At 63.3% G+C, this 26,894-nt stretch carries 28 protein-coding genes and 1 riboswitch; of the genes, 23 read left to right on the forward strand and 5 right to left on the reverse strand.

Annotated elements, in window-relative coordinates:
* The first annotated feature begins 104 nt into the window (after nucleotides 1-104).
* Entirely contained in the window at nucleotides 105-1,106 is a 1,002-nt protein-coding gene (locus tag CTR55_RS06465) for a DUF481 domain-containing protein (protein WP_296285099.1), read from the forward strand.
* 158 nt (nucleotides 1,107-1,264) lie between these two features.
* Here the strand turns inward: CTR55_RS06465 and CTR55_RS06470 are convergent, their stop codons facing one another.
* Nucleotides 1,265-2,023, reverse strand: coding sequence for an SDR family oxidoreductase (locus tag CTR55_RS06470; RefSeq protein WP_024764082.1), 759 nt, complete (start codon nucleotides 2,021-2,023; stop codon nucleotides 1,265-1,267).
* A gap of 107 nt (nucleotides 2,024-2,130) precedes the next feature.
* Between CTR55_RS06470 and CTR55_RS06475 the strand changes: the two genes are divergently transcribed.
* From CTR55_RS06475 to CTR55_RS06535, 13 genes are all read left to right on the forward strand, one after another.
* Entirely contained in the window at nucleotides 2,131-2,868 is a 738-nt protein-coding gene (locus CTR55_RS06475; RefSeq protein ID WP_296285100.1) for a HugZ family protein, read from the forward strand.
* 87 nt (nucleotides 2,869-2,955) lie between these two features.
* Nucleotides 2,956-3,423: an FxsA family protein gene (locus tag CTR55_RS06480; protein ID WP_296285101.1), complete on the forward strand. Its 468-nt coding sequence runs from the start codon at nucleotides 2,956-2,958 to the stop codon at nucleotides 3,421-3,423.
* 235 nt (nucleotides 3,424-3,658) lie between these two features.
* Complete coding sequence (locus CTR55_RS06485) at nucleotides 3,659-3,952, forward strand: co-chaperone GroES (protein ID WP_009617968.1); 294 nt, start codon at nucleotides 3,659-3,661, stop codon at nucleotides 3,950-3,952.
* 48 nt (nucleotides 3,953-4,000) lie between these two features.
* Entirely contained in the window at nucleotides 4,001-5,641 is a 1,641-nt protein-coding gene (gene groL / locus CTR55_RS06490) for a chaperonin GroEL (protein ID WP_296285102.1), read from the forward strand.
* Between the two features lie 73 nt (nucleotides 5,642-5,714).
* Nucleotides 5,715-5,777, forward strand: a riboswitch (Fluoride riboswitch).
* Nucleotides 5,778-5,840: 63 nt separating this feature from the next.
* Nucleotides 5,841-6,224, forward strand: coding sequence for a fluoride efflux transporter CrcB (gene crcB / locus CTR55_RS06495; protein ID WP_296285103.1), 384 nt, complete (start codon nucleotides 5,841-5,843; stop codon nucleotides 6,222-6,224).
* Nucleotides 6,225-6,240: 16 nt separating this feature from the next.
* Nucleotides 6,241-6,561 (forward strand): DUF190 domain-containing protein, encoded by a 321-nt coding sequence (locus tag CTR55_RS06500; RefSeq protein ID WP_296285104.1) that lies wholly within the window; start codon nucleotides 6,241-6,243, stop codon nucleotides 6,559-6,561.
* A 139-nt stretch (nucleotides 6,562-6,700) separates the two neighbouring features.
* The gene (locus CTR55_RS06505; protein WP_296285105.1) at nucleotides 6,701-7,384 is read left to right on the forward strand and encodes a response regulator transcription factor; all 684 of its coding nucleotides are present in this window, start codon (nucleotides 6,701-6,703) and stop codon (nucleotides 7,382-7,384) included.
* Nucleotides 7,374-8,648 carry a HAMP domain-containing sensor histidine kinase gene (locus CTR55_RS06510; RefSeq protein WP_296285106.1) on the forward strand — a complete coding sequence of 425 codons (1,275 nt, stop codon included), beginning with the start codon at nucleotides 7,374-7,376 and terminating at the stop codon, nucleotides 8,646-8,648. Before CTR55_RS06505 ends, CTR55_RS06510 begins: the two co-directional genes overlap by 11 nt.
* A gap of 82 nt (nucleotides 8,649-8,730) precedes the next feature.
* The gene (locus tag CTR55_RS06515) at nucleotides 8,731-9,402 is read left to right on the forward strand and encodes a class I SAM-dependent methyltransferase (protein WP_296285107.1); all 672 of its coding nucleotides are present in this window, start codon (nucleotides 8,731-8,733) and stop codon (nucleotides 9,400-9,402) included.
* Between the two features lie 3 nt (nucleotides 9,403-9,405).
* Nucleotides 9,406-10,110: a lipopolysaccharide kinase InaA family protein gene (locus CTR55_RS06520; RefSeq protein WP_296285108.1), complete on the forward strand. Its 705-nt coding sequence runs from the start codon at nucleotides 9,406-9,408 to the stop codon at nucleotides 10,108-10,110.
* Entirely contained in the window at nucleotides 10,107-10,331 is a 225-nt protein-coding gene (locus CTR55_RS06525) for a hypothetical protein (RefSeq protein ID WP_296285109.1), read from the forward strand. Before CTR55_RS06520 ends, CTR55_RS06525 begins: the two co-directional genes overlap by 4 nt.
* Before the next feature lie 91 nt (nucleotides 10,332-10,422).
* Nucleotides 10,423-11,622 (forward strand): nicotinate phosphoribosyltransferase, encoded by a 1,200-nt coding sequence (pncB, locus tag CTR55_RS06530; RefSeq protein ID WP_296285110.1) that lies wholly within the window; start codon nucleotides 10,423-10,425, stop codon nucleotides 11,620-11,622.
* A gap of 95 nt (nucleotides 11,623-11,717) precedes the next feature.
* The gene (locus tag CTR55_RS06535; RefSeq protein WP_296285111.1) at nucleotides 11,718-13,193 is read left to right on the forward strand and encodes a helicase HerA-like domain-containing protein; all 1,476 of its coding nucleotides are present in this window, start codon (nucleotides 11,718-11,720) and stop codon (nucleotides 13,191-13,193) included.
* 216 nt (nucleotides 13,194-13,409) lie between these two features.
* Here CTR55_RS06535 and CTR55_RS06540 read toward each other — a convergent pair whose 3' ends face one another.
* Complete coding sequence (locus CTR55_RS06540; protein WP_296285112.1) at nucleotides 13,410-15,305, reverse strand: methyl-accepting chemotaxis protein; 1,896 nt, start codon at nucleotides 15,303-15,305, stop codon at nucleotides 13,410-13,412.
* Between the two features lie 163 nt (nucleotides 15,306-15,468).
* A complete protein-coding gene (locus CTR55_RS06545; protein ID WP_296286478.1) occupies nucleotides 15,469-15,678 on the reverse strand; it encodes a Flp family type IVb pilin in 210 nt (69 codons plus the stop codon).
* Nucleotides 15,679-16,056: 378 nt separating this feature from the next.
* Between CTR55_RS06545 and cpaB the strand changes: the two genes are divergently transcribed.
* The 9 genes from cpaB to CTR55_RS06590 all read left to right on the forward strand — a co-directional run bounded on the left by cpaB (nucleotide 16,057) and on the right by CTR55_RS06590 (nucleotide 25,326).
* On the forward strand, nucleotides 16,057-16,968 hold the full coding sequence (gene cpaB / locus CTR55_RS06550) for a Flp pilus assembly protein CpaB (RefSeq protein ID WP_296285113.1): 912 nt from the start codon (nucleotides 16,057-16,059) through the stop codon (nucleotides 16,966-16,968).
* Nucleotides 16,969-16,983: 15 nt separating this feature from the next.
* Nucleotides 16,984-18,216, forward strand: coding sequence for a type II and III secretion system protein family protein (locus tag CTR55_RS06555; RefSeq protein ID WP_296285114.1), 1,233 nt, complete (start codon nucleotides 16,984-16,986; stop codon nucleotides 18,214-18,216).
* 65 nt (nucleotides 18,217-18,281) lie between these two features.
* Complete coding sequence (tadZ, locus tag CTR55_RS06560) at nucleotides 18,282-19,466, forward strand: type 4b pilus Flp biogenesis protein TadZ (protein WP_296285115.1); 1,185 nt, start codon at nucleotides 18,282-18,284, stop codon at nucleotides 19,464-19,466.
* Complete coding sequence (gene tadA, locus CTR55_RS06565) at nucleotides 19,463-20,710, forward strand: type 4b pilus Flp biogenesis ATPase TadA (protein WP_296285116.1); 1,248 nt, start codon at nucleotides 19,463-19,465, stop codon at nucleotides 20,708-20,710. The genes tadZ and tadA overlap by 4 nt, the downstream gene beginning before the upstream one ends.
* The gene (locus tag CTR55_RS06570; RefSeq protein WP_296285117.1) at nucleotides 20,707-21,594 is read left to right on the forward strand and encodes a type II secretion system F family protein; all 888 of its coding nucleotides are present in this window, start codon (nucleotides 20,707-20,709) and stop codon (nucleotides 21,592-21,594) included. Before tadA ends, CTR55_RS06570 begins: the two co-directional genes overlap by 4 nt.
* Before the next feature lie 10 nt (nucleotides 21,595-21,604).
* Nucleotides 21,605-22,513, forward strand: a complete 909-nt coding sequence (locus CTR55_RS06575; RefSeq protein WP_296285118.1) for a type II secretion system F family protein — start codon at nucleotides 21,605-21,607, stop codon at nucleotides 22,511-22,513.
* A complete protein-coding gene (locus CTR55_RS06580) occupies nucleotides 22,510-23,307 on the forward strand; it encodes a tetratricopeptide repeat protein (protein WP_296285119.1) in 798 nt (265 codons plus the stop codon). The genes CTR55_RS06575 and CTR55_RS06580 overlap by 4 nt, the downstream gene beginning before the upstream one ends.
* A 19-nt stretch (nucleotides 23,308-23,326) precedes the next feature.
* Entirely contained in the window at nucleotides 23,327-23,608 is a 282-nt protein-coding gene (locus CTR55_RS06585) for a DUF3613 domain-containing protein (RefSeq protein WP_296285120.1), read from the forward strand.
* 17 nt (nucleotides 23,609-23,625) lie between these two features.
* Nucleotides 23,626-25,326 carry a pilus assembly protein TadG-related protein gene (locus tag CTR55_RS06590; protein ID WP_296285121.1) on the forward strand — a complete coding sequence of 567 codons (1,701 nt, stop codon included), beginning with the start codon at nucleotides 23,626-23,628 and terminating at the stop codon, nucleotides 25,324-25,326.
* An 18-nt stretch (nucleotides 25,327-25,344) separates the two neighbouring features.
* Here the strand turns inward: CTR55_RS06590 and CTR55_RS06595 are convergent, their stop codons facing one another.
* Together CTR55_RS06595 and CTR55_RS06600 are read right to left on the reverse strand one after the other, a co-directional pair.
* Nucleotides 25,345-26,178, reverse strand: a complete 834-nt coding sequence (locus CTR55_RS06595; RefSeq protein ID WP_296285122.1) for a response regulator transcription factor — start codon at nucleotides 26,176-26,178, stop codon at nucleotides 25,345-25,347.
* A gap of 151 nt (nucleotides 26,179-26,329) precedes the next feature.
* Nucleotides 26,330-26,809 carry a prepilin peptidase gene (locus tag CTR55_RS06600; protein ID WP_296285123.1) on the reverse strand — a complete coding sequence of 160 codons (480 nt, stop codon included), beginning with the start codon at nucleotides 26,807-26,809 and terminating at the stop codon, nucleotides 26,330-26,332.
* Nucleotides 26,810-26,894: the final 85 nt, after the last annotated feature.

Below are 26,894 nucleotides of genomic sequence, written 5' to 3' on the forward strand. Positions count from 1 at the left end.
AGTGGTGAACTCCGCCGGGATGGGTCTGTCAGTCGTTGCTCTGGTGTCGGGTATCTGGATAATGCCCGGCTTTTTGCCTAATCAGATCCAGACGATTCCTACTCATGCTTTCCAGAACTCTATTGTCCGTTGCCCTTGCGTCCGTTTCATTCACAACACTCGCAGACACCATCTGGTTGAAGAATGGTGACCGCCTCACCGGCACCATCAAGTTGTACGACGGCGGCAAGCTGCTGCTGGCGACCGACTATGGCGGCGAAATCGCCCTGAAGTGGGACAAGATCAAGACGCTGGAGAGCGACCAGAACCTCCTGGTGAAGTACGACGAGGAATCCGGCGAGCACTCCAAGGGCCTGAAAGCGTCCGACCAGGGCAAGGTCACGCTGGTCAACGGCGAGGCGCGCACGGTGGACCTGGCGAAGATCGAGCAGATGATGCCGCCCAAGCCGATCCTCGAAGACTGGGTGTGGACCGGTAACGTCGACTTCTCCCTGGATCACAAGCAGGCCGAGAACGATGTCGAGGATTACGACATCGACTTCAAGACCAACGCCCGCCACGGCCGCTGGCGCCACAACCTGCAGGGCGAGTACAACCGCGAGAAGAAGGACGATTCGGTCAGCACCAACAACTACTCCGCGCAGTACGCGCTGGACCGCTTCCTCGACGAGCACTGGTTCTGGCAGGGCCAGGCGCAGTACAAGCGTGACTGGATCGAAGACCTGCAGAAGAAGCGTACCGTCGGTACGGGGCCGGGCTACCAGTTCTGGGATAACGAGCTGGGCGCGTTCTCCCTGGCCACGCTGGTCAACCGCAACGACTACGAATTCGTCGATGACGAGAAGTCGCACTTCTACAGCTCCAGCGTGAAGTGGGACTACAACCGCTACCTGCTGGCCAAGCAGTTCGAGCTGTTCACCAACGGTGAGGTGAGCAAGCCGCTGGAGTCCAACGTGGACTACGAACTGGAGAGCGAGGCGGGCATCCGCTACAAACTGACGTCCTGGGCGTCCCTGAGTCTGAAGGCCGAGTGGGACAAGCTCAGTGGCAACGATGGCGATGTCAACGAGCGGCGTTACACCCTCGGCCTGGGCGTAGGCTGGTAACACCGCTTTATGTCGGAGCGAGCTTGCTCGCGAAGCGCCTGGCACTGTGGCTTGGATGATTCGCGAGCAATAACGATGGTGTTCCCCTCGCTCCTACAGATGAATTCCGAGCATGAAAAAGCCCCGCACCTGGCGGGGCTTTTTCATGGGCGGGCGGATTACAGACGCAGGCCGCCGTCCAGCTCCAGCACGCGGCCGGTGTAGTAGTCGTTTTCGAGGATGTAGGCCACCGAGTGAGCGATTTCCAGCGGTTTGCCCAGACGCTTGAGCGGAATGCCGGAGGTCATCTTCTCCAGTGCTTCGGGCTTCATGCTGGCGACCATGTCGGTCTCGATGAAGCCGGGAGCCACGCCCGCCACGCGGATGCCGTAGCGCGCCAGTTCCTTCGCCCATACCACGGTGTCGGCGGCGACGCCGGCCTTGGCCGCGGAGTAGTTGGCCTGGCCCATGTTGCCGGCGCGGGAGATGGAGGAAATGTTGACGATCGCACCTTCGTTCTTCAGCTCGATCATCTTCGCCGCCACTTCGCGGGTGCAGAGGAACACGCCGGTCAGGTTGACGTCGATCACCGCCTGCCACTGGGCCAGGCTCATCTTGCTCAGTTCGCCGTCCTTGACCTTGATGGTCAGGCCATCGCGCAGGATGCCGGCGTTGTTGACCAGGCCGTTGATGGCGCCGAAGTCGCTGGCGACCTGGGCCACCATATGGGTAACCTGTTCCTCGTTGGCGACGTTGCACAGGTAGGCGCGGGCGTCACCGCCGGCGGCCTTGCAGGCTGCCACGGCTTCGTCCAGTTTTTCGGCATTGAGGTCAACCAGCGCGACGCGCGCGCCCTTGCCGGAGAGATACTCGCCCATGGCGCGGCCCAGGCCCTGGCAGCCACCGGTGATGATGATGACCTTGTCTTTCAATTGCATCGGAACAACCCCACGAACAGTTTCTGGTGAAAGGCCCCGCCGGCAGCTGTGCACAGAGTCAGTCCTGCCCGTCCGTTTGCGACGGATTCTTTGCGAGGAGTCATAAGTTGAGCGTGAAAGCTGCCAAGCATGCCCGAGAACTGCTGCTCAAGGAATACCGCGGCGTTCTCTCGACCCACTCGAAAAAGTGGCCCGGGTTCCCCTTCGGCTCCGTGGTGCCGTACTGCCTGGACGAGGCGGGCCGGCCGCTGATCCTGATCAGTCGCATCGCCCAGCACACCCACAACCTGCAGATGGACGGCAAATGCTCGCTGCTCATCGGCGAGCGCGGCGTCGACGACATCCAGGCCGCCGGCCGCCTGACCCTGCTGGCCGAGGCGCTGATGATCGAGGATGTCGACGCCATCGCTGGCGCCGCCGAGCGTTACTACCGTTATTTCCCCGGCTCGCAGGACTACCACATCGTCCACGACTTTGATTTCTGGGTCCTGGAGCCGGTGCAGTGGCGCTTCATCGGCGGCTTCGGCGATATCCACTGGCTGGGCGCCAACAGCGTACCGCTTGCCAACCCCTTCGTCGGCGAGGCGGAAAAGAGCATGGTCGAGCACATGAACAGCGACCACGCCAACGCTATCGCGCACTATGTCGAACTGGCCGGGCTGCCCGCCGGCAAAGACCCGCAGTTGGTAGGGATTGATACAGAAGGTTTCCACCTGCGCATCGGTCAGGGGCTGCACTGGCTGCCGTTCCCCGCGCCCTGCGGCAACGCTGGCGCGGTGCGCCAGGCGCTGGTGCAATTGGCCAAGGCGGACGTCTGGCCGGGCAACGAAGTGATCCAGATCTGAGTGATCCCTTGGCATTCCCTTGAAATCGGAGCGGGGCGTCGCCACCTAGCTTTCTACCCGGGCAATGACCCCGCCAAGGATTCATCGATGCGAGTTCCCCTGTTTCTGATTCTGCTGTTCCCGCTGATCGAGCTGGCCGTGATGATCAAGGTCGGCAGCGTGATCGGCGTGGGCTGGACCCTCCTGCTGATCATCGCTGGCGCCTTCATCGGTGCCGCGGTATTGCGCGTGGCCGGCGTCGCTACTGCGCTGCGTGCCCGTGAGCGGCTGAACCGTGGCGAGCTTCCCGAACAGGAAATGCTCGAAGGCCTGGTGATCGCCCTCGGTGGCGGCCTGCTGATGCTGCCGGGCTTCATCAGCGATGCTTTCGGCCTGCTTTGCCTGATCCCCTTCACTCGCCGCCTGATGCTCGGCCGTGTGCGCCAGCGCATGCAGGAGCAGGCCGAGCGTCGCCGCGCCTTCGCCGACGATCCGGCCGCCCAGCAACCTGGCGGCCCCCGCGTGATCGAAGGCGAGTACCAGCGCCGCGAAGAAAAGCGTGACCATCTGCGTTGAGCTTCGGGCGGTTTCGGTCGGCCAAGCTCCTTTCGTTAGCAAATTTTTTTAGTCACACACTTGAAATGCCTCGCAGCGACCTTATGTACCGGTCACCGCAAGGTCCCTGTCACACGGACAGGCTGCTCTTTACGCGTCTCGCCCGTCGGGACGCAAACCGGCCCCGCCGGATTCAATAAAACCTGCCGGACATCGATCCGGCCGCTGGAAACCACAGTTTGGGAGAGTTACGACTATGAAGCTTCGTCCTCTGCATGACCGCGTCGTCATCCGTCGCAGCGAGGAAGAGACCAAGACCGCAGGCGGCATCGTGCTGCCGGGTTCCGCCGCCGAGAAGCCGAACCGCGGTGAAGTGGTTGCTGTTGGTGCCGGCCGTGTCCTGGACAACGGCGAAGTTCGCGCTCTGGCCGTGAAGGTCGGCGACAAGGTGGTCTTCGGCCCGTACTCGGGCAGCAACGCCATCAAGGTTGACGGCGAAGAACTGCTGGTGATGGGCGAGTCCGAGATCCTCGCCGTCCTGGAAGACTGATTCCAGTCCGTCCACTCCCCACCGAATTCGATTTAGAGGAAACAGAACATGGCTGCCAAAGAAGTTAAGTTCGGCGATTCCGCACGCAAGAAAATGCTGACCGGCGTTAACGTGCTGGCCGACGCTGTCAAAGCAACCCTCGGCCCGAAAGGTCGTAACGTCATCCTGGACAAGAGCTTCGGCGCTCCGACCATCACCAAGGACGGCGTTTCCGTTGCCAAGGAAATCGAACTCAAAGACAAGTTCGAGAACATGGGCGCCCAGCTGGTGAAAGACGTTGCCTCCAAGGCCAACGACGCTGCCGGTGACGGCACCACCACCGCTACCGTTCTGGCTCAGGCCATCGTCAACGAAGGCCTGAAAGCCGTCGCTGCCGGCATGAACCCGATGGACCTCAAGCGCGGCATCGACAAGGCGACCATCGCCATCGTTGCCCAGCTCAAGGAGCAGGCCAAGCCCTGCGCCGACACCAAGGCCATCGCCCAGGTAGGCACCATCTCCGCCAACTCCGACGACTCCATCGGCAACATCATTGCCGAAGCCATGGAAAAAGTCGGTAAAGAAGGCGTGATCACCGTTGAAGAAGGCTCGGGCCTGGAAAACGAACTGTCCGTCGTAGAAGGCATGCAGTTCGACCGTGGCTACCTGTCCCCCTACTTCATCAACAAGCCGGACACCATGGTTGCCGAGCTTGACGGCCCGCTGCTGCTGCTGGTCGACAAGAAGATCTCCAACATCCGCGAAATGCTGCCGGTGCTGGAAGCTGTCGCCAAGGCCGGCCGCCCGCTGCTGATCGTGGCTGAAGACGTCGAAGGCGAAGCCCTGGCTACCCTGGTCGTCAACAACATGCGTGGCATCGTCAAGGTCGCGGCCGTCAAGGCTCCGGGCTTCGGCGACCGCCGCAAGGCCATGCTGCAGGACATCGCCATCCTGACCGGCGGTACCGTCATCTCCGAAGAAGTCGGTCTGAGCCTGGAAGGCGCCACCCTGGAGCACCTGGGCAACGCCAAGCGCGTCGTTCTGAGCAAAGAAAACACCACCATCATCGATGGTGCTGGCGCTCAGGCTGACATCGAAGCTCGCGTCCTGCAGATCCGCAAGCAAGTCGAAGAGACTTCCTCGGATTACGACCGTGAGAAGCTGCAAGAGCGTCTGGCCAAGCTGGCCGGCGGTGTTGCCGTAATCAAGGTTGGCGCAGCCACCGAAGTCGAGATGAAAGAGAAGAAAGCCCGCGTTGAAGACGCCCTGCACGCAACCCGCGCTGCAGTGGAAGAAGGCGTGGTGCCTGGCGGTGGTGTTGCCCTGGTGCGCGCCCTGCTGGCCATCGAAGGCCTGAAAGGCGACAACGAAGACCAGAACGTCGGTATCGCTCTGCTGCGTCGCGCAGTCGAAGCGCCGCTGCGCCAGATCGTTGCCAACTCCGGTGACGAGCCGAGCGTCGTGGTCGACAAGGTCAAGCAAGGTTCGGGCAACTTCGGCTACAACGCTGCTACCGGCGAGTACGGCGACATGATCGAGATGGGTATTCTCGATCCGGCCAAAGTCACCCGTTCGGCCCTGCAAGCTGCCGCTTCCATCGGCGGCCTGATGGTCACCACCGAGGCCATGGTTGCCGAAGTGGCTGACGACAAGGCCGGTCCGGCCATGCCGGACATGGGCGGCATGGGTGGCATGGGCGGCATGATGTAAGCCACCCGGCACCTGCTGTAAGAAAAAGCCCCGCCTAGGCGGGGCTTTTTCATGGGCGGCGGATATGCCAGACTGCGCCGCAGGAGATGGCATTCCTCCTTCAACCGCCCTTGTGGCTGATGATGCCTACGCATAGACCTGGAAAGGCGCGTAGGCGCTCGCCTGCAGCCTGTCCAAACACCTTCTACAGGACAGGACCATGTGGAAATCCATTCTCGCCGTCTCCCTCGGAGCCGCTCTTGGCGCACTACTGCGCTGGGTCCTCGGGCTCAAGCTCAATACCCTCCTGCCTTCCATGCCGCCCGGCACGGTGGTCGCCAACCTGGTCGGCGGCTACATCATCGGCGCGGCCATCGCCTTCTTCGCCAACACACCCGGCTTGGCGCCAGAATGGCGGTTACTGATCATCACCGGTTTCTGTGGCGGTCTGACCACCTTCTCGACCTTCTCGGCGGAAGTCGTCGTCCTTCTGCAGCAGGGCCGACTGACCTGGGCGATGGGTACGGTCGCCACGCACCTCGCCGGTTCTCTGTTGATGACCCTGGCTGGACTCTGGTCGGTGCACGCGCTGATGGGCCGTTAGGCCTCGGGAGGAAGAGATGAACGGCTACCAATTGAAGTTCTTCACCCAGCAGGACCGCAAGCATGCCGGCCTGCCGCTGGCTCAGTGGCTACTGGAAGAGGCTCGGCGCCAAGGTGTTCGCGGTGCGACGCTGATGACGGCGAGTGAAGGGTTTGGCAAGACCGGGCGTATCCACTACGCGCACTTCTTCGAGCTGGCGGACCAGCCGCAGGAAGTCACCATGGCGGTGAGCGAGGAGGAGTCGGAACGGATCTTTGCGGTCATCCGCACGGCAGGTGTGAAGCTGTTCTATGTAAAGACCCCGATCGAATTCGGTGTCACGGGCGAGGACGACTGAGTTCCCTGCACTCAGCACAGGAAGGCGCGTCCGCTCGCCGGACAGGGATTTGGCGAGCAAGATGTGAAAATTTCGTCAAAGGCGTTTAAGTTCTATTTAAGCTGGTTAGGCTAACGTGCATTGCGTTCGAGGAGAACATATGCGCATTTTGTTGGTTGAAGACAATCGGGACATCCTGGCCAATATGGCCGACTACCTGGGCCTCAAGGGCTACACGGTGGATTGCGCCCAGGACGGCCTGTCCGGATTGCACCTGGCGGCGACGTCCCATTACGACCTGATCGTGCTGGACGTGATGCTGCCGGGTCTGGACGGGTTCACCCTGTGCCGCCGCCTGCGCGAGGACGCGCGCCGCGACACTCCGGTGATCATGCTCACCGCCCGTGACCAACTGGATGATCGCCTGCAGGGCTTCCGTTCCGGCGCCGACGACTATCTGCTCAAGCCTTTCGCCCTGTCCGAGCTGGCCGCACGCATCGAAGCGGTGCTGCGTCGCAGCCAGGGCGGCGGTCGTCGCGAGCTGCAGGTCGCCGACTTGAGCTACAACCTCGATACCCTGGAAGTGAACCGCGCCGGCAAGCCCCTCAAGCTCAACCCCATCGGCCTCAAGCTGCTGGCGGTGCTGATGCAGAAGAGCCCGCACGTGGTGCGCCGTGACGTGCTCGAAGAAGCTGTGTGGGGCGATGACTGCCCTGATAGCGACAGCCTGCGCAGCCACGTACACCAGCTGCGCCAGGTGATCGACAAACCTTTCGCATCCTCCCTGCTTCACACCGTGCATGGCGTCGGCTACAAGCTGGCGGTGGAAACGCATGGAGTATAAGCAGAGCCTTTCCCGACGGATTGTCTTTGCCTTCGTACTCATGACCGCCGCCGTCGGCGGCCTGTTCTCGGTGGGAATCGTCGGCGTTGTCCATATCGTCGAGGAGCGACTGATCTCCCGCGACCTGGGCGGTGAGCTGGATCGCATCATCAATGAAGACCTGGGCAACGGCCAGGCTCCCAAGCTCGACCCGGGCATGCGCTTCTTCATCAGCGATGGCGTAGGCGTCTACGCCATGCCGCCGGCGCTGCGCCGGCTGGACGCCGGGTTCCACGAGGTCTTCGATGGCGAGCTGTCGTTCCACGCCCTGACGCGCGATATCGACGGCCGTCGTTTCGTCCTGCTGCAGGACCAGAGCGACTTCGAGGCGCGCGAGCAGATCCTCTACGCCGCCGTGGTCACCGGCTATGTACTCAGCCTGACGCTCTCCGGACTGCTGGGTTGGCTGCTGTCGCGCAAGGTCATGGAGCCGGTTTCGCGCCTGGCGCGCCAGGTGCGTCACCGTGATCAGTTGCTGGAGCTGGCGCCGCCCATGTCGCCTGACTACGCCAACGACGAGGTCGGCGAGCTGGCAGCAGCGTTCGATTACGCCATGGGACGGCTGCACGATGTACTGACCCGGGAAAAACTCTTCACCAGCGATGTCAGCCACGAACTGCGTACACCGCTGATGGTGATCGCCACCAGTTGCGAGCTGTTGGCGGAAGAGCCGGGGCTCAGCCCGAGAGCGCGCGCCCAACTGGCACGCATGAGCAGCGCCTGTGAGGAAATGCGCGATCTGGTGCAAACCTTCCTCATGCTGGCTCGCGCCCAGCGCAAGGACCTGTCCATCGTCACACGGGCCGGAGTGCGGCAGATCGGAGATGAACTGGTCGAACAGTGGCGAGGCCCCATTGAGGCGAAAGGTCTTACGCTGGAGTACGACGCAAGCCAGGAAATGCTCGGACAGTTCAACGCCTCTTTCCTACGCTCAGTAATGAGCAATTTATTGCGCAATGCCATGCATTACACCGAAAGCGGCAGCATCCGCTTACAACTTGGGCTGAACGGATTCTGGGTCGAAGACACCGGCGCCGGAATCCCCGAAGAGCAGCGCGAACTCGTCTTCCAACCGTTCGTTCGCGGCCAGAACCCGCGTGGTGAGGGGCTTGGGCTGGGGCTCTCACTGGTCAAGCGGATTTGTGCCTCGGAGGGTTGGGATGTCACCTTGCGCCCGGTGGACCCGCATGGCTGTCGCTTCGAAGTTCGCCTAGCCGTCGTTTGACGAAATATTCACAAGTGCATGACCCGGCTGTGACAGGCTGGTTCGTATCGTTCGCCCTGAATTCGGGAAAGGTATTAATCCGATGAGTGAAAAATCCGTCGACCTGGAGTTCTCCCAAAAGTACGACCGCCAGCACGCAGAGCGTTACCTGCGTAAGCATCAGGCCGGACTATCTCGAAAACTTTCCCACTGGCGAGATGTCCAGATTGGCCGGCAGGCACTCAAGCTTGCCGGCCAGCCCAATCTGGTACTCGACCTGCCGTGCGGCGCCGGGCGCTTCTGGCCGATGTTGGCCGAGAAAGAGAACCGGGTGATCATCGGGGCGGACAATTCCGCCGATATGATTGCCGTGGCTTGCGCCGGTCAACCGAATGAGGTTGTAAAACGCGTCCGACCTTTGCAGACTTCGGCGTTTGCCATCGATCTGCCGGACAACGCCGTCGACAGCATCTTCTCGATGCGCCTGATGCACCACATCGGCGAATCTGATGATCGTTTGACGATGTTGCGCGAATTTCACCGCGTGACCCGCGATTCGGTGATCCTGTCGCTGTGGGTGGATGGCAACTTCAAGTCCTGGAAGCGTGCGCGCGCCGAGTCGGCTCGCAAGAAGCACAGCTACCAGAACCGCTTCGTGATTCCCGCCAAGACCGTCGAGGCGGAGTTCCGCCAGGCTGGTTTCAAGGTCCAGGATCACATTGATTTCGTCCCGCTCGTACATATGTGGCGGGTCTACATTCTGCGTAAGGAGTGATGGATGGCCGTTGATCTGGCATCGCTGCAGCAAATTTCCGGTGAGAACGCCATCGACCGTTGGCTCCAGGTACCCGGCAAGTGGGTCGAGGAGCCTAACCGTCGGCGCGGCGGCGAAAGCGGTGTGCAGCGAGTCCTGACCTCTGACGGCCGGATGCTCTACCGCAAGCAGCAGGTCGGCCACATCTACCGCGACCTGCTACACCCCTTCGGCTATCCGACCGCCATCCGCGAGCGCAATGCGCTCAAGGCCGCCGAAGCGCTTGGCGTAAAGGTTCCGACCCTGATCTATTCCGGCTGCCGCAAGGTGGATGGCGAGTGGCAGGCCCTGTTGGTCACCGAGTCCCTGGATGGTTTCAGCAGCCTGGAAGATTGCTACGCCCGTGGCGACCAGGAGCGTTGGGGCGATGCTCTGCACCAAAGAATTCTGCAACATTACGGTAGTACCCTTGCCAAGCTCAACGCCGGTCGTTGGCAGCATGGCTGCCTTTACCTCAAGCACGTATTCGTGCGGGTGGACGGCGACAAGATCGAAGTGGCTCTGATTGACATGGAAAAAGCCCGCCAGCGCTTCAGCGCGCAGCGCGCCGCCCGTCACGATCTTCGCCAGGTAAAACGCCGCTCGTCGTGGACAGAGGCGCAATGGCAGGCCTTTGTCTATGGTTACCAAGCGGCGTTTGGCAGCGCCATCAAAGGGTTGCAGACATGAAGTTAGAAATTACGCGAGGTTTGCTCCTCGTCGGTGCGCTCGGGGTGGCAACCCTGGCGGCGGCGGCCTGGCATGAGCCGGGTCCTTCGGTCATTTCCGGAAAAGGTGGCTTGGACAGCTGCCCGATGCCGCCCAACCTGCGCGCCAAGCAACAGAACATCCGCCCGGATGACGACCTGTTGCTTTTCCTGTTCGGGATGTCACAGAGCAAGGCCCGCTGATTTCTGATTCGAACTCAAAACCCCGCCTCGGCGGGGTTTTTTGTGGGCGACGGGTTTAGACTGCCGGTTCGAAGCCTGCAATGAGACGAGCATGAGCGACAGCGCATTTTCCCGGCGGATCGTGCAGAACCTGCTGGATACCGATTTCTACAAGCTGAGCATGATGCAGGCAGTACTGCACAACTACCCCAACGCCGAGGTGGAATGGGAGTTTCGCTGCCGTAACGAAGAGGACCTGCGCGCATACCTGGACCCGCTGCGCGAGCAGATCGAGTGCCTGGCTGAGCTCTGTTTTTCGCCGCAGGACCTGGCCTTCCTCGAGCGTATTCCCTTCTTCAAACCCGATTTCATCCGCTTTCTCGGCCTGTTCCGCTTCAACCCCAGTTATGTGCAACTGGGCGTGGAGAACGAAGAATTCTTCCTGCGCCTGAAAGGCCCCTGGCTGCATGTGATTCTGTTCGAGGTGCCGCTGCTGGCGACCATCAGCGAAGTGCGCAACCGGTTCCGTCATCCGGGCATGACGCTGACGCTGGTCCGCGAGCGCCTGCAGGAGAAGTTCGACTGGCTGCGCAAGGAGGCCAGCACGGAAGAGTTGGCCGGGTTCAAGATGGCCGACTTTGGCACCCGCCGGCGTTTCTCCTACCCGGTGCAGGAAGCGGTGGTGCGCGACCTTCGCGATGGCTTTCCGGGCCACTTCGTCGGCACCAGCAACGTTTACCTGGCGCGCGAGCTGGGCGTGAAACCGCTGGGCACCATGGCCCACGAATGGTTGATGGCGCACCAGCAACTCGGCCCACGGCTGATCGACAGCCAGGCCGCAGCCCTGGACGCCTGGGTCCGCGAATACCGTGGCCAGTTGGGCATCGCGCTGACCGACTGCATCACCATGGACGCCTTCCTGGCTGATTTCGACCTGTACTTCGCCAAGCTCTTCGATGGCTTGCGTCATGACTCGGGCGACCCGCTGGAGTGGGCGGAAAAGGCCATCCGGCATTACGAGCGCCTGGGCATCGACCCGCTGACCAAGACCCTGGTGTTTTCCGATGGGCTCAACCTGCCGAGGGCGCTGGAGATTTACCGTTCGCTGCGCGAGCGCATCGACGTCAGCTTCGGTATCGGCACCCATTTCACTTGCGATGTGCCGGGTGTTCAGCCGATGAACATCGTGCTGAAGATGGCCGCCTGCAACGGCCATCCGGTGGCGAAGATCTCAGACGTACCGGGCAAGACCCAGTGTCAGGACGAGAACTTCCTGCACTACCTCAAGCACGTCTTCAAAGTACCGGGTTAGCCGATTGCGCGGCGCAGCCGGACACGCCACTCTTGCTCAAGCAGCCAACGCGACAGGCCCACTGGCGCGACAGACCCACTGAAGGGGAACAACGGATGTCAGCCACGAACGAACTCATCATCGGTGCCGGCCCGGACGGACAGCCGGTCGGCCAGTCCTGGAGGCTTGCCAATCGCCACGGCCTGATCGCCGGCGCCACCGGCACCGGTAAGACGGTGACGCTACAACGTCTCGCCGAATCCTTCAGCGACGCCGGCGTCGCGGTGTTCGCCGCCGACATCAAGGGCGACCTCTGCGGCATCGCTGCCGCCGGCAACCCGCAGGGCAAGGTGGCTGAACGAATTGCCAGCATGCCCTGGCTGAACTACAAGCCCCAGGCCTACCCGGTGAGCATCTGGGACGTTGCCGGCAAGACTGGCCACCCACTGCGCACCACGCTGTCGGAGATGGGCCCGCTGCTGCTGGCCAACCTGCTGGAGCTCACCGAAAGCCAGCAGGCCGCGCTGTTTGCCGCCTTCAAGGTGGCCGACCGCGAAGGTCTGCTGCTGCTCGACCTGAAAGACCTCAAGGCGCTGCTCAACCACTTCAAGGAGCACCCGGAGGTTCTCGGGGAGGACCGTGCCCTGTTCACCGCCGCCTCGTCCCAGGCGCTGCTGCGGCGCCTGGCGCTGCTGGAGCAGCAGGGCGCCGAGGACTTCTTCGGCGAGCCGGCGCTGCAACTGGAAGACCTGCTGCGCCCCGAGGCCGACGGGCGGGGCCGTATCCACCTGCTGGATGCCAGCAAGCTGGTGCATGACGCGCCCAAGGTCTACGCCACCTTCCTGCTCTGGCTGCTGGCCGAGCTGTTCGAGCAACTGCCCGAACGCGGGGATGCGGACAAACCGATCCTCGCGCTGTTCTTCGACGAGGCGCATCTGCTGTTCAACGGCACGCCCAAGGCCCTGCAGGACCGCCTGGAGCAGGTGGTGCGGCTGATCCGTTCCAAGGGCGTCGGTGTGTATTTCGTCACCCAGTCGCCCGGTGACCTGCCGGACGACGTGCTGGCGCAGTTGGGCCTGCGTATCCAGCACGGCTTGCGCGCATTCACCGCCAAGGAGCAGAAGTCCCTGCGAGCGGTGGCCGATGGCTTCCGCCCCAACCCCGCTATCGACACCTTGACGGTGCTCACCGAGCTGGGCATTGGCGAGGCGTTGGTCGGCACGCTGGAGGAGAAGGGCACGCCGGCGATGGTCCAGCGCGTGGCCGTGGCGCCGCCGCAGTCGCGCATCGGCCCGCTGACCGATGCCGAGCGTGCCGATGTCATCCGTCGCTCGCCGCTGGCCGGCCGCTACGACCAGCCGATCGACCGTGAGTCCGCTTACGAGAAACTGACTGGTCGCGCCGACGACAAGATGGCGCCGACCGAGGGGAAGAGCGCCGGCACCGACTTCGGTGACATCGCTGGCGAGCTGCTTGGTTCCCTGGCCAGCCAGGTCAGCAAGACCGTGGTGCGCCAGGCGGCGAACCAGATCGGCCGGCAACTGGTGCGCGGGCTGATGGGGGCGCTGCTGGGCGGCAGCAAGCGGCGGTAAGATCGAACGCGCCAGCGTTATCCGCCGTTGTGGTATTGGCGCATAACCCGTTCCGGATTATGCGCACTGGGTTATCCGCCCTGGGCACTGGTTGGTTCTGCGTGGGGCGGTTCGCGCGCAAGCTCGCTTCTACAGAAACCGCAGTTCTTCGTAGGAGCGAGCTTGCGCGCGAACAAAAAAAGGCGCCCGAAGGCGCCTTTTTCAATGCAACCGCGATCAGATGCGGAAGCTGTCCACCAGCTGGCGCAGGCGGCCAGCCTGGTTTTCCAGGTCGGCGCAGGCGCGCAGGGTGGCCTGGAGGTTTTCCACGCCTTCCTGGTTCAGCGTGTTGATCTCGGTGATGTCCATGTTCAGCGAGTCGACGACGGCGGTCTGCTCCTCGGTGGCGGTGGCGACTGACTGGTTCATCGAGTCGATCTCGCCGATGCGGTGGGTCACGCTGGCCAGGCGCTCGCCGGCGCGGTTGGCGATCTCCACGCTTTCCAGGCTGTAGCGCTGGCTCTCGGTCATGGTGTCCACGGCTTCGCGGGCACCGACCTGCAACTCCTCGATCATCTTCTGGATTTCCTGCGCGGACTCCTGGGCGCGGTGCGCCAGGTTGCGCACTTCGTCTGCCACCACGGCGAAGCCGCGACCGGCTTCACCGGCGCGGGCGGCCTCGATGGCAGCGTTCAGCGCCAGCAGGTTGGTCTGCTCGGAGATGCCTTTGATGACCTCCAGAATCTGCCCGATGTTCACCGTGCGGCTGTTCAGCGCCTCGATGTTGGCGCAGGCCGAGCTGATCTTGTCCGACAGCAGGTTCATCGAGCTGATGCTCTGTTCCACCACCTGGCGACCGTCACCGGCCTGGTGCGAGGCATCGGTGGCGTGGTGCGAGGCATCGGCGGCGTTGCGGGCGATTTCCTGGGCGGCGGCGCCCAGTTCGTTGATCGCCGCGGCGACGCTGTTGGTGCGATTGGCCTGTTCGTCGGAGTTGCTCATGGACGAGTTGGAGGCGTTCACCACCAACTGCGAGACATCGTGCAACTGGCGTGCGGTGGAGGCGACTTCACGAATGGATTCGTGGATACGCTCGACGAAGCGGTTGAAGGCATTGGCCAGCACGCCGAACTCGTCGTTGCTGGCGACCTGCAGGCGCTTGGTCAGGTCGCCTTCGCCCTGGGCAATGTCCTGCATGGCGCGGCCCATGTCGGTCAGCGGCGCCATCAGCACGCGGATCAGCATGCCCAGCAGGAAGAGGATGGCAACGATGGCGATCACCGTGGCAATGATCGCGGTGTTGCGGAAGTCGCTGAGCATCGCGTAGGCGGAGTCTTTGTTGAGCACCAGTGCGACGTACCAGGTCACGCCCGGCAGGCCCTTCACCGGGGTCATGGAAACCAGCTGCTCCTCACCGTTGATGCTGACCTCCTGCACGCCCGACTGCACCTTCGGCGCGCCTTGCTGGTAGACGTCGCCGAGGCTCTTGAAGATCAGGCTGCTATCGGGGTGCAGGAGAATCTTGCCGGCGTCGCTGACCAGGAAGGCGTAGCCGTCGCCGTCGAATTTCAGCGAGTTGATGATCGCGGTGATGGTTTCCAGCTTCATGTCGCCGGCGGCCACGCCGACCAGTTGGCCATTGCGCATGACCGGCATCGACATGGCGAGGATCTGCTCGTTGGTGCCGGCGTCGAGGAAGGGCTCGGTGACGATCAGCCGGCCGGCGGCCACGGCGTCCTTGTACCAGCCACGGGTGCGCGGATCGTAGCCATCGGGCATCGGCGAGTAGGGGCGCATGGTGAACACGCCGCTGGCGGCTTCGCCGAGGTACACCGACTCGAAGTTCTTCTGGAACACCGCCTGCTCCAGTACGTGTTGGATGCGCTCTGGCGTCGGCTCGCCATCGGCCAGTTGTGCGGCCTCCGCTTCCACCAACTGGATGCGGCCTTCCAGCCAACTCTGGATGTTGCTGGCGGTCAGACTGCCGACTTCGGAGAGATAGGACTCGGTGTCGGAGTGGATCGCCTCGCGCTGGCGGAAGTCGTTGAAGACGATGAAACAGGCGAAGGCGAAGGTGACCACCAGAGAGGCCGCCAGGAGGATCTTCCTGGAGAAGGACAGCGAACGAAGCATGGGTAAAGCATCCTGCTGTAAAACGGGTTTGAGCAGGAGTTATCGGCCAGTCGGCCGATTACTTTAAGAATAAATACGCAGAAACACCCGGCTGCATGGAGCGACAGTCGGGTGTAAATTATCTGGGTATATAACGATGGGCGGAAGTTGTTCTTCCGCTTATTTAGGGGGTGGACCCCGAAGATGCAGCGGGAAGTGCGCTACCGATGCTCGTAAACAGGTCGCTCAGGTCTTTTCCCAGGGCCTTTGCGCCCACCATGATGACCACCGCGATCAACCCGGCAATAACCGCATATTCAATCGCGGTGGCGCCTTCCTTGTCGGCCACGAATGCCTTGGCCTTGCAGTACAGTTTCAGGGACAGGTCTTTTATCTTCAGGTCCATCGCGGGTGCTCCCTCTGAATACCCCCGGGGCGGCGCCCCGACTTCATCGTCAGGCTAGGCGTCGTATGGCTAAACGCAATTGTACAAATAGCGCTAATACCAAAGTTATAGTCATGGCGAAGTAGCACTATCTGGGGGTTGGAAATTTAACGCGCGTGGTTGACGCTATTAACACAGCTACTAAATTCTGCTTTGGAACAAACAAAAACTGATTATGAAGAATGCTTCTTATTGAACTTCTTCGTCTGGCCGAAACAACAATAAAGGTCTGAAGGACAAGCACCGGCGCCGTCGGTGATGAAACTTCTTACGAAAAGGCCGTGGACCCTTCGGTCCGCATTTCCGAGATCGCCCAAGGATGTGGTCATGAATAGCAAGGTGCTGATGGTATTCGCCGGGCTGTTGTTGGTGTGCGCCGGTGTGGTGGGGTATCTCGGGCTGAAGGTCGGCAAGCCGGCCGCTGGGGTGGTGCAGGACGTGGCACCGGCAGCGGTGGCCGAGGCCGACAAGTTGCAGCGTGCCGCCGTCGTGGTGGCGGCACGCGACCTGCCGGCCCTGGCGGTGATCAGCAAGGACGACCTCAGCGTGGAGATGCTGCGCACGGCACCCGCCGGCAGCTTTCCCAAGCCCGAAGCCTTGATCGGCCAGCGCGTCTGGGTTGCCGTTCCGGCGGGCAACATCCTCACTTCCGCCGTGACTGAGCCGGGCGGCCCACTGGCCCGCACCATCCGGCCGGACGAGCGTGCCATGGCCATTGCCGTGGATGAAGTCATCGGCGGCGGCGGCTTCGTGCTGCCCGGCGACTATGTCGACGTCATGCTCTTTGTCCAGGACCAGCAGAGTACCGAGCGCAGCCTCAGCGCCCAGGTGGTGCTGCCCGGCGTGCGGGTGCTGACCTATGGCGAGCAGATTGCCGTTTCCACTGACGGCCAGGCGCGCACCGCTGGCGACCCCAAGGACAAGACTCCCAAGCCGCCGCGCACTGCCGTGCTGGCAGTGCCCGCCGAAGCGGCCTCGCGCCTGATGCTTGCCAGCCAGGCCGGCTCCCTGCGCCTGGCCGTGCGCAGCAAGGACGAGAATCTCTACGAGAAAGAGCAGCAGGGCCGCTATATCCAGGCTTCGCTCGGCGCCACCGGCAGCCAGCCGATCACGCTCGAACAACTGATCGGCAAACCGCAGCCGGCCAAGGCTCCTGCCGTGCGCCAGGTCTCTGCGCCGCAGGTGGACGCCGGCGTGGTGGTCTACCGCGGCACCACCGTTACCCGTGAAGCACATTGAGCAAGGAGTGCATCGATGTCCAAGCGCTTCATCTTTCCCCTGATCGCACTGCTGGCCTGTGCCATTCACTCTACGGCACAGGCCATACCAAGCGCCTGCGCAGGGTTCGCCGGTCAGCAACTGAACCTCGACGTGGAGCAGGGCGCCCAGCGCGACCAGCAACTGCCGGTGCCGATCAAGCGCCTGGCCATTGGTGATCCGAACATCGCCGACGTGCAGGTGCTCGACAAGCGCGACTTCCTCGTCACCGGCAAGGCCGAGGGCCTGACCAGCCTGCTGATCTGGACCCCTTGCAGCGACCAGCCCATGCGCACCGTGGTGCGCGTTGGAGCGCGCGCGGTCGGCGATGTGGCCGGTGTCGCTGGAGCTGGCGCCGCCAGCCTGTCCAACCAGGTGCAGACCGACATCCGCTTCGTCGAAGTCAGCCGCAGCAAGCTCAAGCAGGCCAGCACCTCGCTGGTGCGGCGCGGCTCCAACACCTTCGTACTGGGTGCGCCGGGCAGCCTGGGCAATCTGTCGGTCGATCCTGTCGGCAACCTCGACGGCACCTTCGGCAACGCCAGCGGCGGCTTCAACATCATCTGGGGCGGTGGCAGCAGCAAGTGGCTGGGCTTCATCAACGCCCTGGAAGGCAGCGGCTTCGCCTACACCCTGGCGCGCCCGAGCCTGGTCGCCACCAGCGGTCAGAGCGCCTCGTTCCTGGCTGGCGGCGAGTTCCCGATCCCCGTGCCCAACGGCGATAACAACAACATCACCATCGAGTACAAGGAGTTCGGCGTGCGCCTGACCCTGACCCCGACGGTGATGAATGACAAGCGCATCGCCCTGAAGGTTGCCCCGGAAGTTAGCGAACTGGACTTCTCCAGCGGCATCCGCACCAACGACATCGCCGTGCCCGCGCTGACCGTGCGGCGCACCGATACCAGCGTGATGCTGGCCGACGGCGAGAGCTTCGTGATCAGCGGCCTGATCAGCAGCAGCACCATCAGCAACGTCGACAAGTTTCCCTTCCTGGGCAACATCCCGGTGATCGGCGCGCTATTCCGTTCCTCGCAGTTGGACAAGGACGACCGCGAGCTGCTGATGATCGTCACCCCCCACCTGGTGCAGCCGCTGGCCGCCAATGCCGCGTTGCCCAGCTTGCCGGGTGAAGGGCTGCGCAACTACGACCCGGGGTTCGGCGAGTTCTACTTCCTCGAGGACGGTCGCTTCGACAAGCGCAAGGCCAGCAGCGGGATGTCGCACTGATGGATACCTACGAAGCGCTGACCCGCCAGAGAGCGGGAGGCAAGGCAAAGGAAGGGAGCACGGGCATGAGTCAGACCTTTGTGGCGCTGGTCCAGCATCCCGGCGAGCAGGAGTGGCTGCAGAGCAGCCTGGCCAGCTGCGGGCAGGTGGTGCTGGCCAATAGCGGTACCCTGGAAGAACTGCTGTCGCTGCTGGACGTCACCGGCGCGACGGTGCTGTTCACCAGCCTGAACAAGGCCAACCTGGTGAACCAGGGATCGCTGATCGAAGGGCTGATTTCCGCGCGACCATTGCTTTCGGTGGTGGCCGTGGGCGACGGCATGGACAACCAACTGGTGCTGGCCGCCATGCGCGCGGGGGCGCGGGACTTCGTCACCTACGGTGCCCGCGCCAGTGAGCTGAGCGGCCTGATCCGTCGTCTCGGCGGACGTTTGCCCACGGTGCCGGTCAGCGCCGCCCAGCAGGGCGAACTGATCAGCCTGGTCAGCGCCCGGCCGGATGCCGACGGCGCCTTCGTCGCGCTGCACCTGGCCCTGGCGCTGCAACGCCAGCCGGATCACCAGGTGCTGCTGGTGGACATTGGCCAGCCCACCGGCGAGGCGCTGGCCATTCTCGGCATGGAGCCCGCGTTCACCTTCGCCGATGCACTGCGCAACCTGCGGCGCCTGGACCAGACCCTGATCGACAGCGCCTTCACCCGTCACGAGTCCGGCTTGCGTGTGCTCAGCCTGTCGGATGAGCCCGGCGTGCTGGAGCGCATCACCACCGCCGAGCTGTACCTGTTGCTGGGCAACCTGCGTAGCGCCTTCAGCCATATCCTGATCAACCTCACCGGCGTTGCCGAGGGCGAGCTCAGCGGGCAACTGCTGATGCAGGCCAGCCGCGTGCTGTGGCTGGTGGACCAGAGCGTGCCTTCCTGCAAGAAGGGCCTGGAGCGCCTGCGCCGCCTGCGTGAGCGCACGCCCTCGCTGCCGCGCATCGAACTTTTGATCGAGCGCTACTGGGCCTCGGTGCCGCCGGATGCCCCGGCGCTGGGCAAGATGTTCGGCCTGGAATTGTTCGGTGTGTTGCCGGCCTCGCCCGAAGCCCGCCTGCGCGCCAAGAACGTCGGCCAGAGCCTGTTCGACCTGGCGCCGCGCGACCCGCTGACGGTGAAGCTGCGCGACCTGGCCGAAGCGCTGGGGGCTGACGTAACCGAGAAGCGCGGGCTGTTCAGCTGGATCGGCCGCGCGAAGGCTGCGCGTTCATGAGCCAGCACTACGGCGGCGGCCAGGGTCGCCACGACCAGGACTTGCAGACGCTGAAGATGCGCCTGCACCGCTACATCATCGACGAGATCGACGAAGACGGCATGAACCTGCTGGAGGGCGCGCGGCCGGCGGTGGCGCAGTACGTCTCCGAGAAGGTCTGCGAGTACGCCTCGCGCCGCCAGCTGGCGATCTCCCGCTATGAGCTGGACCGCCTCGCCGAAGAGGTGGTGGACGAGCTGACCGGCTTCGGCCCGCTGGAAATCCTCCTGCGCGATCCGGGCATCTCGGAAATCCTGGTCAACGGCCCGGACCGGGTGTTCATCGAACACGAAGGCCGGCTGTACCAGAGTGACCTGCGCTTCATCGACGACCACCATGTGCAGCGGGTCATCCAGCGCATCCTCGCGCCGCTGGGGCGACGCCTGGACGAATCCAGTCCGATGGTGGACGCGCGCCTGCCCGATGGCAGCCGGGTCAACGCGATCATCCCGCCGGTGGCGCTGGACGGCCCCTGCCTGTCGATCCGCAAGTTCAGCAAAGAGCTGCTCAAGAGCGGCGACCTGCTGGCCTACCAGAGCGTCGATGAGGCAATGCTGGCGTTCCTTCGCCAGGCGGTGGCGAGCCGCTGCAACATCCTTATCAGCGGCGGCACCGGCACCGGCAAGACCACGCTGCTCAACGTCATGAGCAGCTTCATCGACGAGCGCGAGCGCATCGTCACCATCGAGGACACCGCCGAGCTGCAACTGGGCCACGACCATGTGGTGCGCCTGGAGACCCGCCCGCCGAACGCCGAAGGGTTCGGCGAAGTCAGCGCCCGTGACCTGATCCGCAACGCTCTGCGGATGCGCCCGGACCGCATCATCCTCGGCGAAATCCGCGGTGTCGAAGTGCTCGACGTGCTGCAGGCGATGAACACCGGCCACGACGGTTCGATGAGTACCGTGCACGCCAACTCGGCGATGGACTCGCTGCTGCGTCTGGAAATGCTGGTGGGCCTCACCGGCCAGCGCGTGCCGGAGCAGACCCTGCGGCAGATGCTCTGCTCGGCGCTGGACATCGTCGTGCAGATCACCCGCCTGTCCAACGGCCGCCGCTGCGTCAGCGAGATCCTCGAAGTGCTGGAGGTTCGCGACGGCGTCTACGTCACCAATTCCCTGTTCAGCCTCGACCGGCGCGGCAGCGGAGAGTTCGTCCGCACTGCGCAGCCGAGCGGGCTGAAGTTCCGCCAGGTGCTGCTGTGAGCGGCGCAATCCTGATGGGCCTGGCCAGCCTGGTGCTGGCTGCTGTCGGTTCGATCGTGGGCGTAATGAGTTGGCGTGCGCGGCATAACGAGCAGGTGATGCGCCGCCTGACTGGGGAGAATGCGGCAGTGAGCGCTGCACGGGCCCGCAGTAGCCACTGGCTGGCCCGCCGCATGCGCCGCGCGGGGATTGCCGAGGCGCGCCGGTGGTGGGTGGGTTGTGCCGTGGCGGCAATACTGCTGGCGCTGCTCGGCATGCGTCTTTTCGGTCCGGTGGGGGGCTTGGGCGGTGTGCTGTTGGTGGTGCTGGGGTTCCACCTGCTGCTCAACGTGCTCTACCGGCGTCGCCTGCAGAAAATGATTCGGCAAATGCCGAACTTCCTCGATCAGGTCGTCCGCAGCCTGCACTCCGGGCGCACCCTGGGCGATGCCATCAGCCAGGCGGTGAGCGTCTCCGTCGATCCGCTGCGAGAGATCTTTTCCCTGGTCAACAACCACGTCCTGTTGGGCATCAGCCTGCCGGAGGCGTTGCAGGAGGTGGCCGAGCTCTACGACGTGGAAGAGCTGCATGTGTTCTCCCTCGGCGTGGCGGTGAACCATCGCTATGGCGGCAATACCACCGACCTGCTGGACAACATCATCAAGGTCATTCACGAGCGCGAAAAGCTCGGCCGCCAACTGCGCGCCATGACCGGCGAGACCCGCCTGAGTGCGTTGGTATTGGCGGTGCTCCCGGTCAGCCTGGGCGGCTACATCCTGTTCACCAATCCGGGCTACCTGATGAACATGTGGCTCGACCATGGCGGCCGGATGCTGCTGCTGACGTCCCTCGGTCTGCAGGTGCTGGGGTGCTACACCCTCTGGCGCATGCTCAAGAGCATTTGAGGAGGCCGACATGCCCTTGCTCTATGGTCTGATGGTGCTGATCCTGGCCCTTGCGGCAATCCTGCTTTTGCTCTCGCAAAGTCGGGCTGCCGGGCGCGAGCAGCGCCTGATCGAACAGCGCCTGGGGAGCGATGCGTTGCCGCGCGACGGTACCCAGCGGATCGCCCGGGCGCTCGACCGGATGGGCGGCAGTGGTCTGGGCCAGCGCCTGCAACTGCGCGACGAGGAAGTTCGGCTGTTGCTGAACCAGGCCGGCTGGAGCGGCAATACACCGCGCAGCCTTTATCTGATGTCGGTAGTGCTCTGCCCGGTCTTGCTGCTGGCCATCGTGCTCGTCGTCCTCGCCGCGCCGAGCCACGCCAACACCTCGCCGTTATTGCCCCTGGCCTTTGCCGGAGGTATTGGCTTCCTGCTGCCAAAGCGGGTGCTGGCCTACTTCGCCGGCAAACGCCGGCAACGCCTGGCGGACGAGGTGATCCTGTTCATTCAGCTGATCCGCATCCTCTTCGATTCCGGCCTCACCGTGGAGCAGAGCCTGCGTGTGGTCTGCCGTGAGGGCCGGAGCATCGTGCCGGTGCTGGTGGTGGAGCTCGACGGCGTGCTGGCGCATGCCGAGAGCGGGCTGGACCTGGCCGACGAACTGGACCTGCTGAGCAAACGCCTGGCGGTTGCCGAGTTGAGCGACTGCTGCAACGTGCTGCGGCAGATGGTCCGCCAGGGCGGCAGCGCGCGCGGCTCGCTGCTGACGCTCAAGCAATTGTTCGAGGACCGGCGCCTCACGGGCCTGCAGGAGAAGGTCAGCAAGCTATCGGCAAAAATGAGCCTGGTGATGATGCTGCTGCTGTTTCCGGCGTTGCTGATCATCCTTGCCGGGCCAGGTTTCCTGGCGATTACCAAGGCCTTGGGGAGAATGGGATGAGAAACGCATGCTTGATCGGCCTGCTGGGCCTGGCGCTCGGCGGTTGCGCCAATTTCGACACCCTCCGCGGGCCGAGCGTCGGGCAGAACTGCGACGAAAAGCTGGGCCAGGCGGTGGAGCTGCAACTCAACCTGGCGCGGGAGATGCTCGACAACGGCCGCGCGCATGCCGCGCTCGCCAATCTGGAAACCCTGCCGCCGAACTCGCTGGAAGTGCGCGAAAGCAAGGCCCTGGCCCTGCGCCGCATCGGCGACCCGAAGGCGCGGATCGTCTACCAGGGGTTGCTCGGCACCTGCAAGGCGGCCGAAGCCCATCACGGTCTGGGGCAGATCGCCATGCGCGGTGGCAATACCGTGGAAGCGGAACGCGAGTTGCGTGAGGCGGCGCGTTTGCAGCCGACCGACAGCGCGCTGCGCAACGACCTGGGTTACGTCCTGCTACGGCGTGGCGAAATGGAGAAGGCACGCTTCGAGTTCATCACCGCCATGGAACTGAACGAGCACGACAAGCTGCCGGCGACCAACCTGCTCAGCGTCATGCTCATCCAGGGCGAGAGCAGCGAGGCCACCCGGCTGATCCAGAGTGTCGGGCTGTCTTCGGAGCAGGTGCGCGCAGCCCAGGACCAGGCCAGGGACCTGCGCGCTCCCAGCTCCGGCAGCCCGGCCAGTCATCCTGCGATTGAAGTGGAAAGCGTGAGCTATGTGGACGATTCGGTGGAGGACGCGCACCCGGTCCCGGTCGAGTCGGTACCCGCTGTGGCGCGCGACGCCAAGCTACTGGTCAAGGCCCGCTGAGCCGGGCAGGGAGAACAGGATGAAGCAATGGATTCTGGCCGGCGCGCTGCTGGTTTCGCCGCTGCTGGCCCAGGCAATGGACAGCGCGAATACCGTCGCAGGCACCACCGCCCGTGACCAGCAGGAAGTGCTGACCTGGTTGCAACTGCAAAGCAGCGGCCAGGCCGCCTCGGCCAACCGGCAGAGCGCCACGCCGGCCGAGCGCGACCGCGCCTACCAGCGCTACCTGAAGAGCTATACCCGCGAAATTCCCGAGTATCTGCTCGACGACAACAACGGTTTCAGCACCGACAAGAAGTAATCCTTCGGGAGCGTGCCATGGGACGCGAACGGCAGCGGGGCGCAATTGGCGTCATGGCGGCGGTCACCCTGCTGCTGGCGCTGATCTGCCTGGCACTGGTGATCGACACCGGGCGCCTGTATTACGAACAGCGCAAATTGCAGCGGGTTGCGGACATGGCGGCGCTGGAGACGGCGACGCAGAGTGGCATGTGTGCGGCGAGCAACAGTGACCCGCGCGGCTACGCGCTGAGCAGCGCAGCATCCAACGGTTTTGTGCCCGCCACGAGCAGTGATCTCGTGGCGACCCTGGGTAGCATCAGTTTCGATGACGAATACGGCAAGGACTCGCACCGGGTCTTCACCCCTGGCGGCGATCTGCAGGACTCCGTTGAGGTTCGCGTCAGCCGCAGTGTTCCTTCCAGCCTGGTACTCAATGTCGCCAGCGTATTCGGTGACTTTCCCGCGACGACACAACTCGGCGCTCGCGCCGTGGCAAGGCGGACTGCGATGGCGGGTATCTCGGCGGGAACGACTCTGGCCTCACTCGACAGCTCGCAATCCCCGCTGCTGAACAATCTGCTGAATGCCTTGCTGGGCAGCAACCTGTCGCTGAATGCGGCCGGCTACAGAGGCCTGGCCAATGCCAATGTCAGCCTGTTGGGGCTGTCGGACAACTTGCGGGCGGCGGGCGTCGATGTAGCGGCGGGGTCGGTGGAGTCGCTGCTGGGGGCCCAGGCGACGCTGGCTCAGTTGCTGGGCGCGACCGTGGATGCGGTCGATCCCAGCCAGGTGTTGGACCTGGATACCACACTCCTCAGAAACCAACTGATCAAGACGGGGGTCCAGTCGGCGACGGTCACGCTGGGCAGCATCCTTTCGGTGGTGGCGCCCGAGTCCGTGCAAGATGAGGCGTTGCAAGGCAAGGTCAATGCACTGGACTTGATCACTGCGTTGGCCATGGTTGCGAACAAGCAGCATGCGGTGGCGCTCAATGCTGGGGTCAATCTGGGAGGACTGGTGTCCGCCAAGATCAACCTCTGGATTATCGAGCCGCCTCAAATCGCCTTCGGTTATCCCGGCAAGGGCAGCAACGGGCAATGGCGGACGCAGGTTCGGACGGCGGCGCTGCGGGCCAATGTTGCTGGAGCAGTCGAGTTGCCGCTGGTCTTGCGTATCGATCTTGGCCTCGCACTCGACGTCGCGCAAGGTACTGCTGCCCTGGACACCATCGCCTGTGCTGGCGTCGGCAAGCCAGTGAGCGTCGAAGTCCAGGCGTTACCGGGGATTGCCAGGCTGCAGTTGGGGACGTATGCGAGCCCCCAGACCGGAGGGACGCTGACGCCTATCAAAGTGAGCGTGCTCAGTGGTGTGGCAGATGTCGAAGTGGGGGCGAATGCCGTGGTCGGTGGTGCCGACTCCACGACCTTGAAGTACAAGGTGACGCCGCCGTCGGGTCTGCCCAGTGAGGTAGAGGGGGCGTCCAGCCAACTCAGCCAGTCACTGGCCAATGCCCTGAATACCCTGGGCTCGACCTTGGTGGTGACGACGAAGGTAGCAGGGATCCCAGTGCCGCTGGGCTGGTTGGTCGCAGACGTGCTCAAGCTGCTCACACCAGCTATTTCTGCACTGGGCACCGTCGTCCTCGATCCGTTGCTCAGGTTGCTGGGTGTCGGACTGGGCACCATCGACGTGCGCCTCATCGACCTCCAGACCGGCGGCGCGGAGCTGCTGATCTGAAGGTCGGTTAGCGCAGCGTCAGTGCACCGCGCTGCTCTGCGACGCGTTGGGGGAGATGGCGAGGGCGAGCTGCGTGCGGTTGTGCATGTGCATCAGCCGCAGCACCTGGGAGACATACAGCTTCACGGTGTTCTCGGTGATGCCCAGGTCGTAGGCGATCTGGTAGTTGGTCAGCCCTTTGCTCACCAGGCGCGCCACTGCCTGCTGGCGCGGCGAGAGCTTGTTGAACAGCGGGTTGCTCACCATCGGGGCGATCTGCTCGGTGTTGCTCGATGCGGAGCTGGCCGGCGCTTCCGCCTGCTCCTGCTTCAGGGCGCTGCTGCTGGCGGGCTGGCCGCCGCCGTGGACCTCGTACTTGATCTTGTGGATATCCCGCGAAATCGAGTTCAGCGATTCGGCGAGGTACTCCAGGCGCTGGTTCACATGACTCAGGCTGAGCTGGCTGCGGATGCGTTCGTGCAGGCGGGCATCCAGGCGCTCCAGGCCCTTGAGCAGGTCCATCGGCGCCACCGGCTTCTGGTAGTAATCGGCGACGCCCACGCGCATGGCCTCGATGACTTCCCGGCTACCCTGCTGGCCGGTGAGGATGATGGTTTCGAAGAACCGCGTCGAGCCGGCCACGTCCTTGAGTGCCTCGACCACACAAATGCCGTTGTCGCGACCCAGGCCGAGATCGCAGATCACCAGACCGATCGCGGCATCATCGCGGAATTTCTGCAGGGCGCTGTCCTTGCTGTCGCTGATCACGCAGCGGTAGCCGCTGTTCTCCAGCAATTCGGAAAGCTCGGAAGTGACTTGTGGCTCGTCGTCGATGACTAGCACGCTGAAACGGCGATTGGCCGTTTTTTCCATGACTGCACGCTCCTTGGAATACTACTTTTTTCGTTGTTTTTATCGGCCGGCTGTTCAACTTGCTGCAGCCGGTTTTTCCATCAGGCGACGGATGGTATTAACCCTTAGCATATAGTCGTTAAGTTTGGATCGCGCCACTCGCCGAGGTCATTCAGTGAATGAAAGATAAAGTCGTCAGAAGACCGGCGAACAGCGCAAATATGAAAGGAAATGACTTGAACTTTGACGGTTGCAGTCTTGCTAATTTCTTTTTGAAATTAGCCGGAACGCTGTCCGAATCAATCAAAAGTTTGCTGGCGAACATCAGTGCCAGGCAGAACAGGCAGGCCAGCGCCAGGGTGTAGAGCAGCGTCAGCGGGTCACTGGCCAGCCCCAGGGCTACCAGCAGTTTCACGTCGGCCGCGCCGAGCTTCCCCAGCCAGTAGCCCGGCCCGCTGAGCAGCGCCGCCAACACCGCTGCCACCGCGGCCGCCAGCGGTGCATAGCCGGTCAGCGTGTGCCCTTTGAGCAACAGGAACAGCAGCGCGATCAGCACCCCACCCAGGGTCAGCCAGTTGCTGACACGCAGCCGCGTGAGGTCCTGATAGGCGCATACCGCGAACCAGCCCAGCAGGCAGAATTTGAACAGCATCGAGAACATCCTTATCCCGGAGCGGCGACGACGAAGGAGACAGATGGATTTTTAAGGTATCTCGTATTTCAGCGCTATATTGCAA

It is taken from the genome of Pseudomonas sp., from assembly GCF_002796985.1.
Lineage (GTDB): Bacteria > Pseudomonadota > Gammaproteobacteria > Pseudomonadales > Pseudomonadaceae > Pseudomonas.

Excerpts from the sequence above, each read along its gene's own strand:
- CTR55_RS06465 (WP_296285099.1), top strand. The coding sequence starts at position 105 with ATGCTTTCCAGAACTCTATTGTCCGTTGCCCTTGCGTCCGTTTCATTC.
- CTR55_RS06470 (WP_024764082.1), bottom strand. The coding sequence starts at position 2,023 with ATGCAATTGAAAGACAAGGTCATCATCATCACCGGTGGCTGCCAGGGC.
- CTR55_RS06480 (WP_296285101.1), top strand. The coding sequence starts at position 2,956 with ATGCGAGTTCCCCTGTTTCTGATTCTGCTGTTCCCGCTGATCGAGCTG.
- CTR55_RS06485 (WP_009617968.1), top strand. The coding sequence starts at position 3,659 with ATGAAGCTTCGTCCTCTGCATGACCGCGTCGTCATCCGTCGCAGCGAG.
- groL (WP_296285102.1), top strand. The coding sequence starts at position 4,001 with ATGGCTGCCAAAGAAGTTAAGTTCGGCGATTCCGCACGCAAGAAAATG.
- crcB (WP_296285103.1), top strand. The coding sequence starts at position 5,841 with ATGTGGAAATCCATTCTCGCCGTCTCCCTCGGAGCCGCTCTTGGCGCA.
- CTR55_RS06500 (WP_296285104.1), top strand. The coding sequence starts at position 6,241 with ATGAACGGCTACCAATTGAAGTTCTTCACCCAGCAGGACCGCAAGCAT.
- CTR55_RS06505 (WP_296285105.1), top strand. The coding sequence starts at position 6,701 with ATGCGCATTTTGTTGGTTGAAGACAATCGGGACATCCTGGCCAATATG.
- CTR55_RS06510 (WP_296285106.1), top strand. The coding sequence starts at position 7,374 with ATGGAGTATAAGCAGAGCCTTTCCCGACGGATTGTCTTTGCCTTCGTA.
- CTR55_RS06515 (WP_296285107.1), top strand. The coding sequence starts at position 8,731 with ATGAGTGAAAAATCCGTCGACCTGGAGTTCTCCCAAAAGTACGACCGC.
- CTR55_RS06520 (WP_296285108.1), top strand. The coding sequence starts at position 9,406 with ATGGCCGTTGATCTGGCATCGCTGCAGCAAATTTCCGGTGAGAACGCC.
- CTR55_RS06525 (WP_296285109.1), top strand. The coding sequence starts at position 10,107 with ATGAAGTTAGAAATTACGCGAGGTTTGCTCCTCGTCGGTGCGCTCGGG.
- pncB (WP_296285110.1), top strand. The coding sequence starts at position 10,423 with ATGAGCGACAGCGCATTTTCCCGGCGGATCGTGCAGAACCTGCTGGAT.
- CTR55_RS06535 (WP_296285111.1), top strand. The coding sequence starts at position 11,718 with ATGTCAGCCACGAACGAACTCATCATCGGTGCCGGCCCGGACGGACAG.
- CTR55_RS06540 (WP_296285112.1), bottom strand. The coding sequence starts at position 15,305 with ATGCTTCGTTCGCTGTCCTTCTCCAGGAAGATCCTCCTGGCGGCCTCT.
- cpaB (WP_296285113.1), top strand. The coding sequence starts at position 16,057 with ATGAATAGCAAGGTGCTGATGGTATTCGCCGGGCTGTTGTTGGTGTGC.
- CTR55_RS06555 (WP_296285114.1), top strand. The coding sequence starts at position 16,984 with ATGTCCAAGCGCTTCATCTTTCCCCTGATCGCACTGCTGGCCTGTGCC.
- tadZ (WP_296285115.1), top strand. The coding sequence starts at position 18,282 with ATGAGTCAGACCTTTGTGGCGCTGGTCCAGCATCCCGGCGAGCAGGAG.
- tadA (WP_296285116.1), top strand. The coding sequence starts at position 19,463 with ATGAGCCAGCACTACGGCGGCGGCCAGGGTCGCCACGACCAGGACTTG.
- CTR55_RS06575 (WP_296285118.1), top strand. The coding sequence starts at position 21,605 with ATGCCCTTGCTCTATGGTCTGATGGTGCTGATCCTGGCCCTTGCGGCA.
- CTR55_RS06580 (WP_296285119.1), top strand. The coding sequence starts at position 22,510 with ATGAGAAACGCATGCTTGATCGGCCTGCTGGGCCTGGCGCTCGGCGGT.
- CTR55_RS06585 (WP_296285120.1), top strand. The coding sequence starts at position 23,327 with ATGAAGCAATGGATTCTGGCCGGCGCGCTGCTGGTTTCGCCGCTGCTG.
- CTR55_RS06590 (WP_296285121.1), top strand. The coding sequence starts at position 23,626 with ATGGGACGCGAACGGCAGCGGGGCGCAATTGGCGTCATGGCGGCGGTC.
- CTR55_RS06595 (WP_296285122.1), bottom strand. The coding sequence starts at position 26,178 with ATGGAAAAAACGGCCAATCGCCGTTTCAGCGTGCTAGTCATCGACGAC.
- CTR55_RS06600 (WP_296285123.1), bottom strand. The coding sequence starts at position 26,809 with ATGCTGTTCAAATTCTGCCTGCTGGGCTGGTTCGCGGTATGCGCCTAT.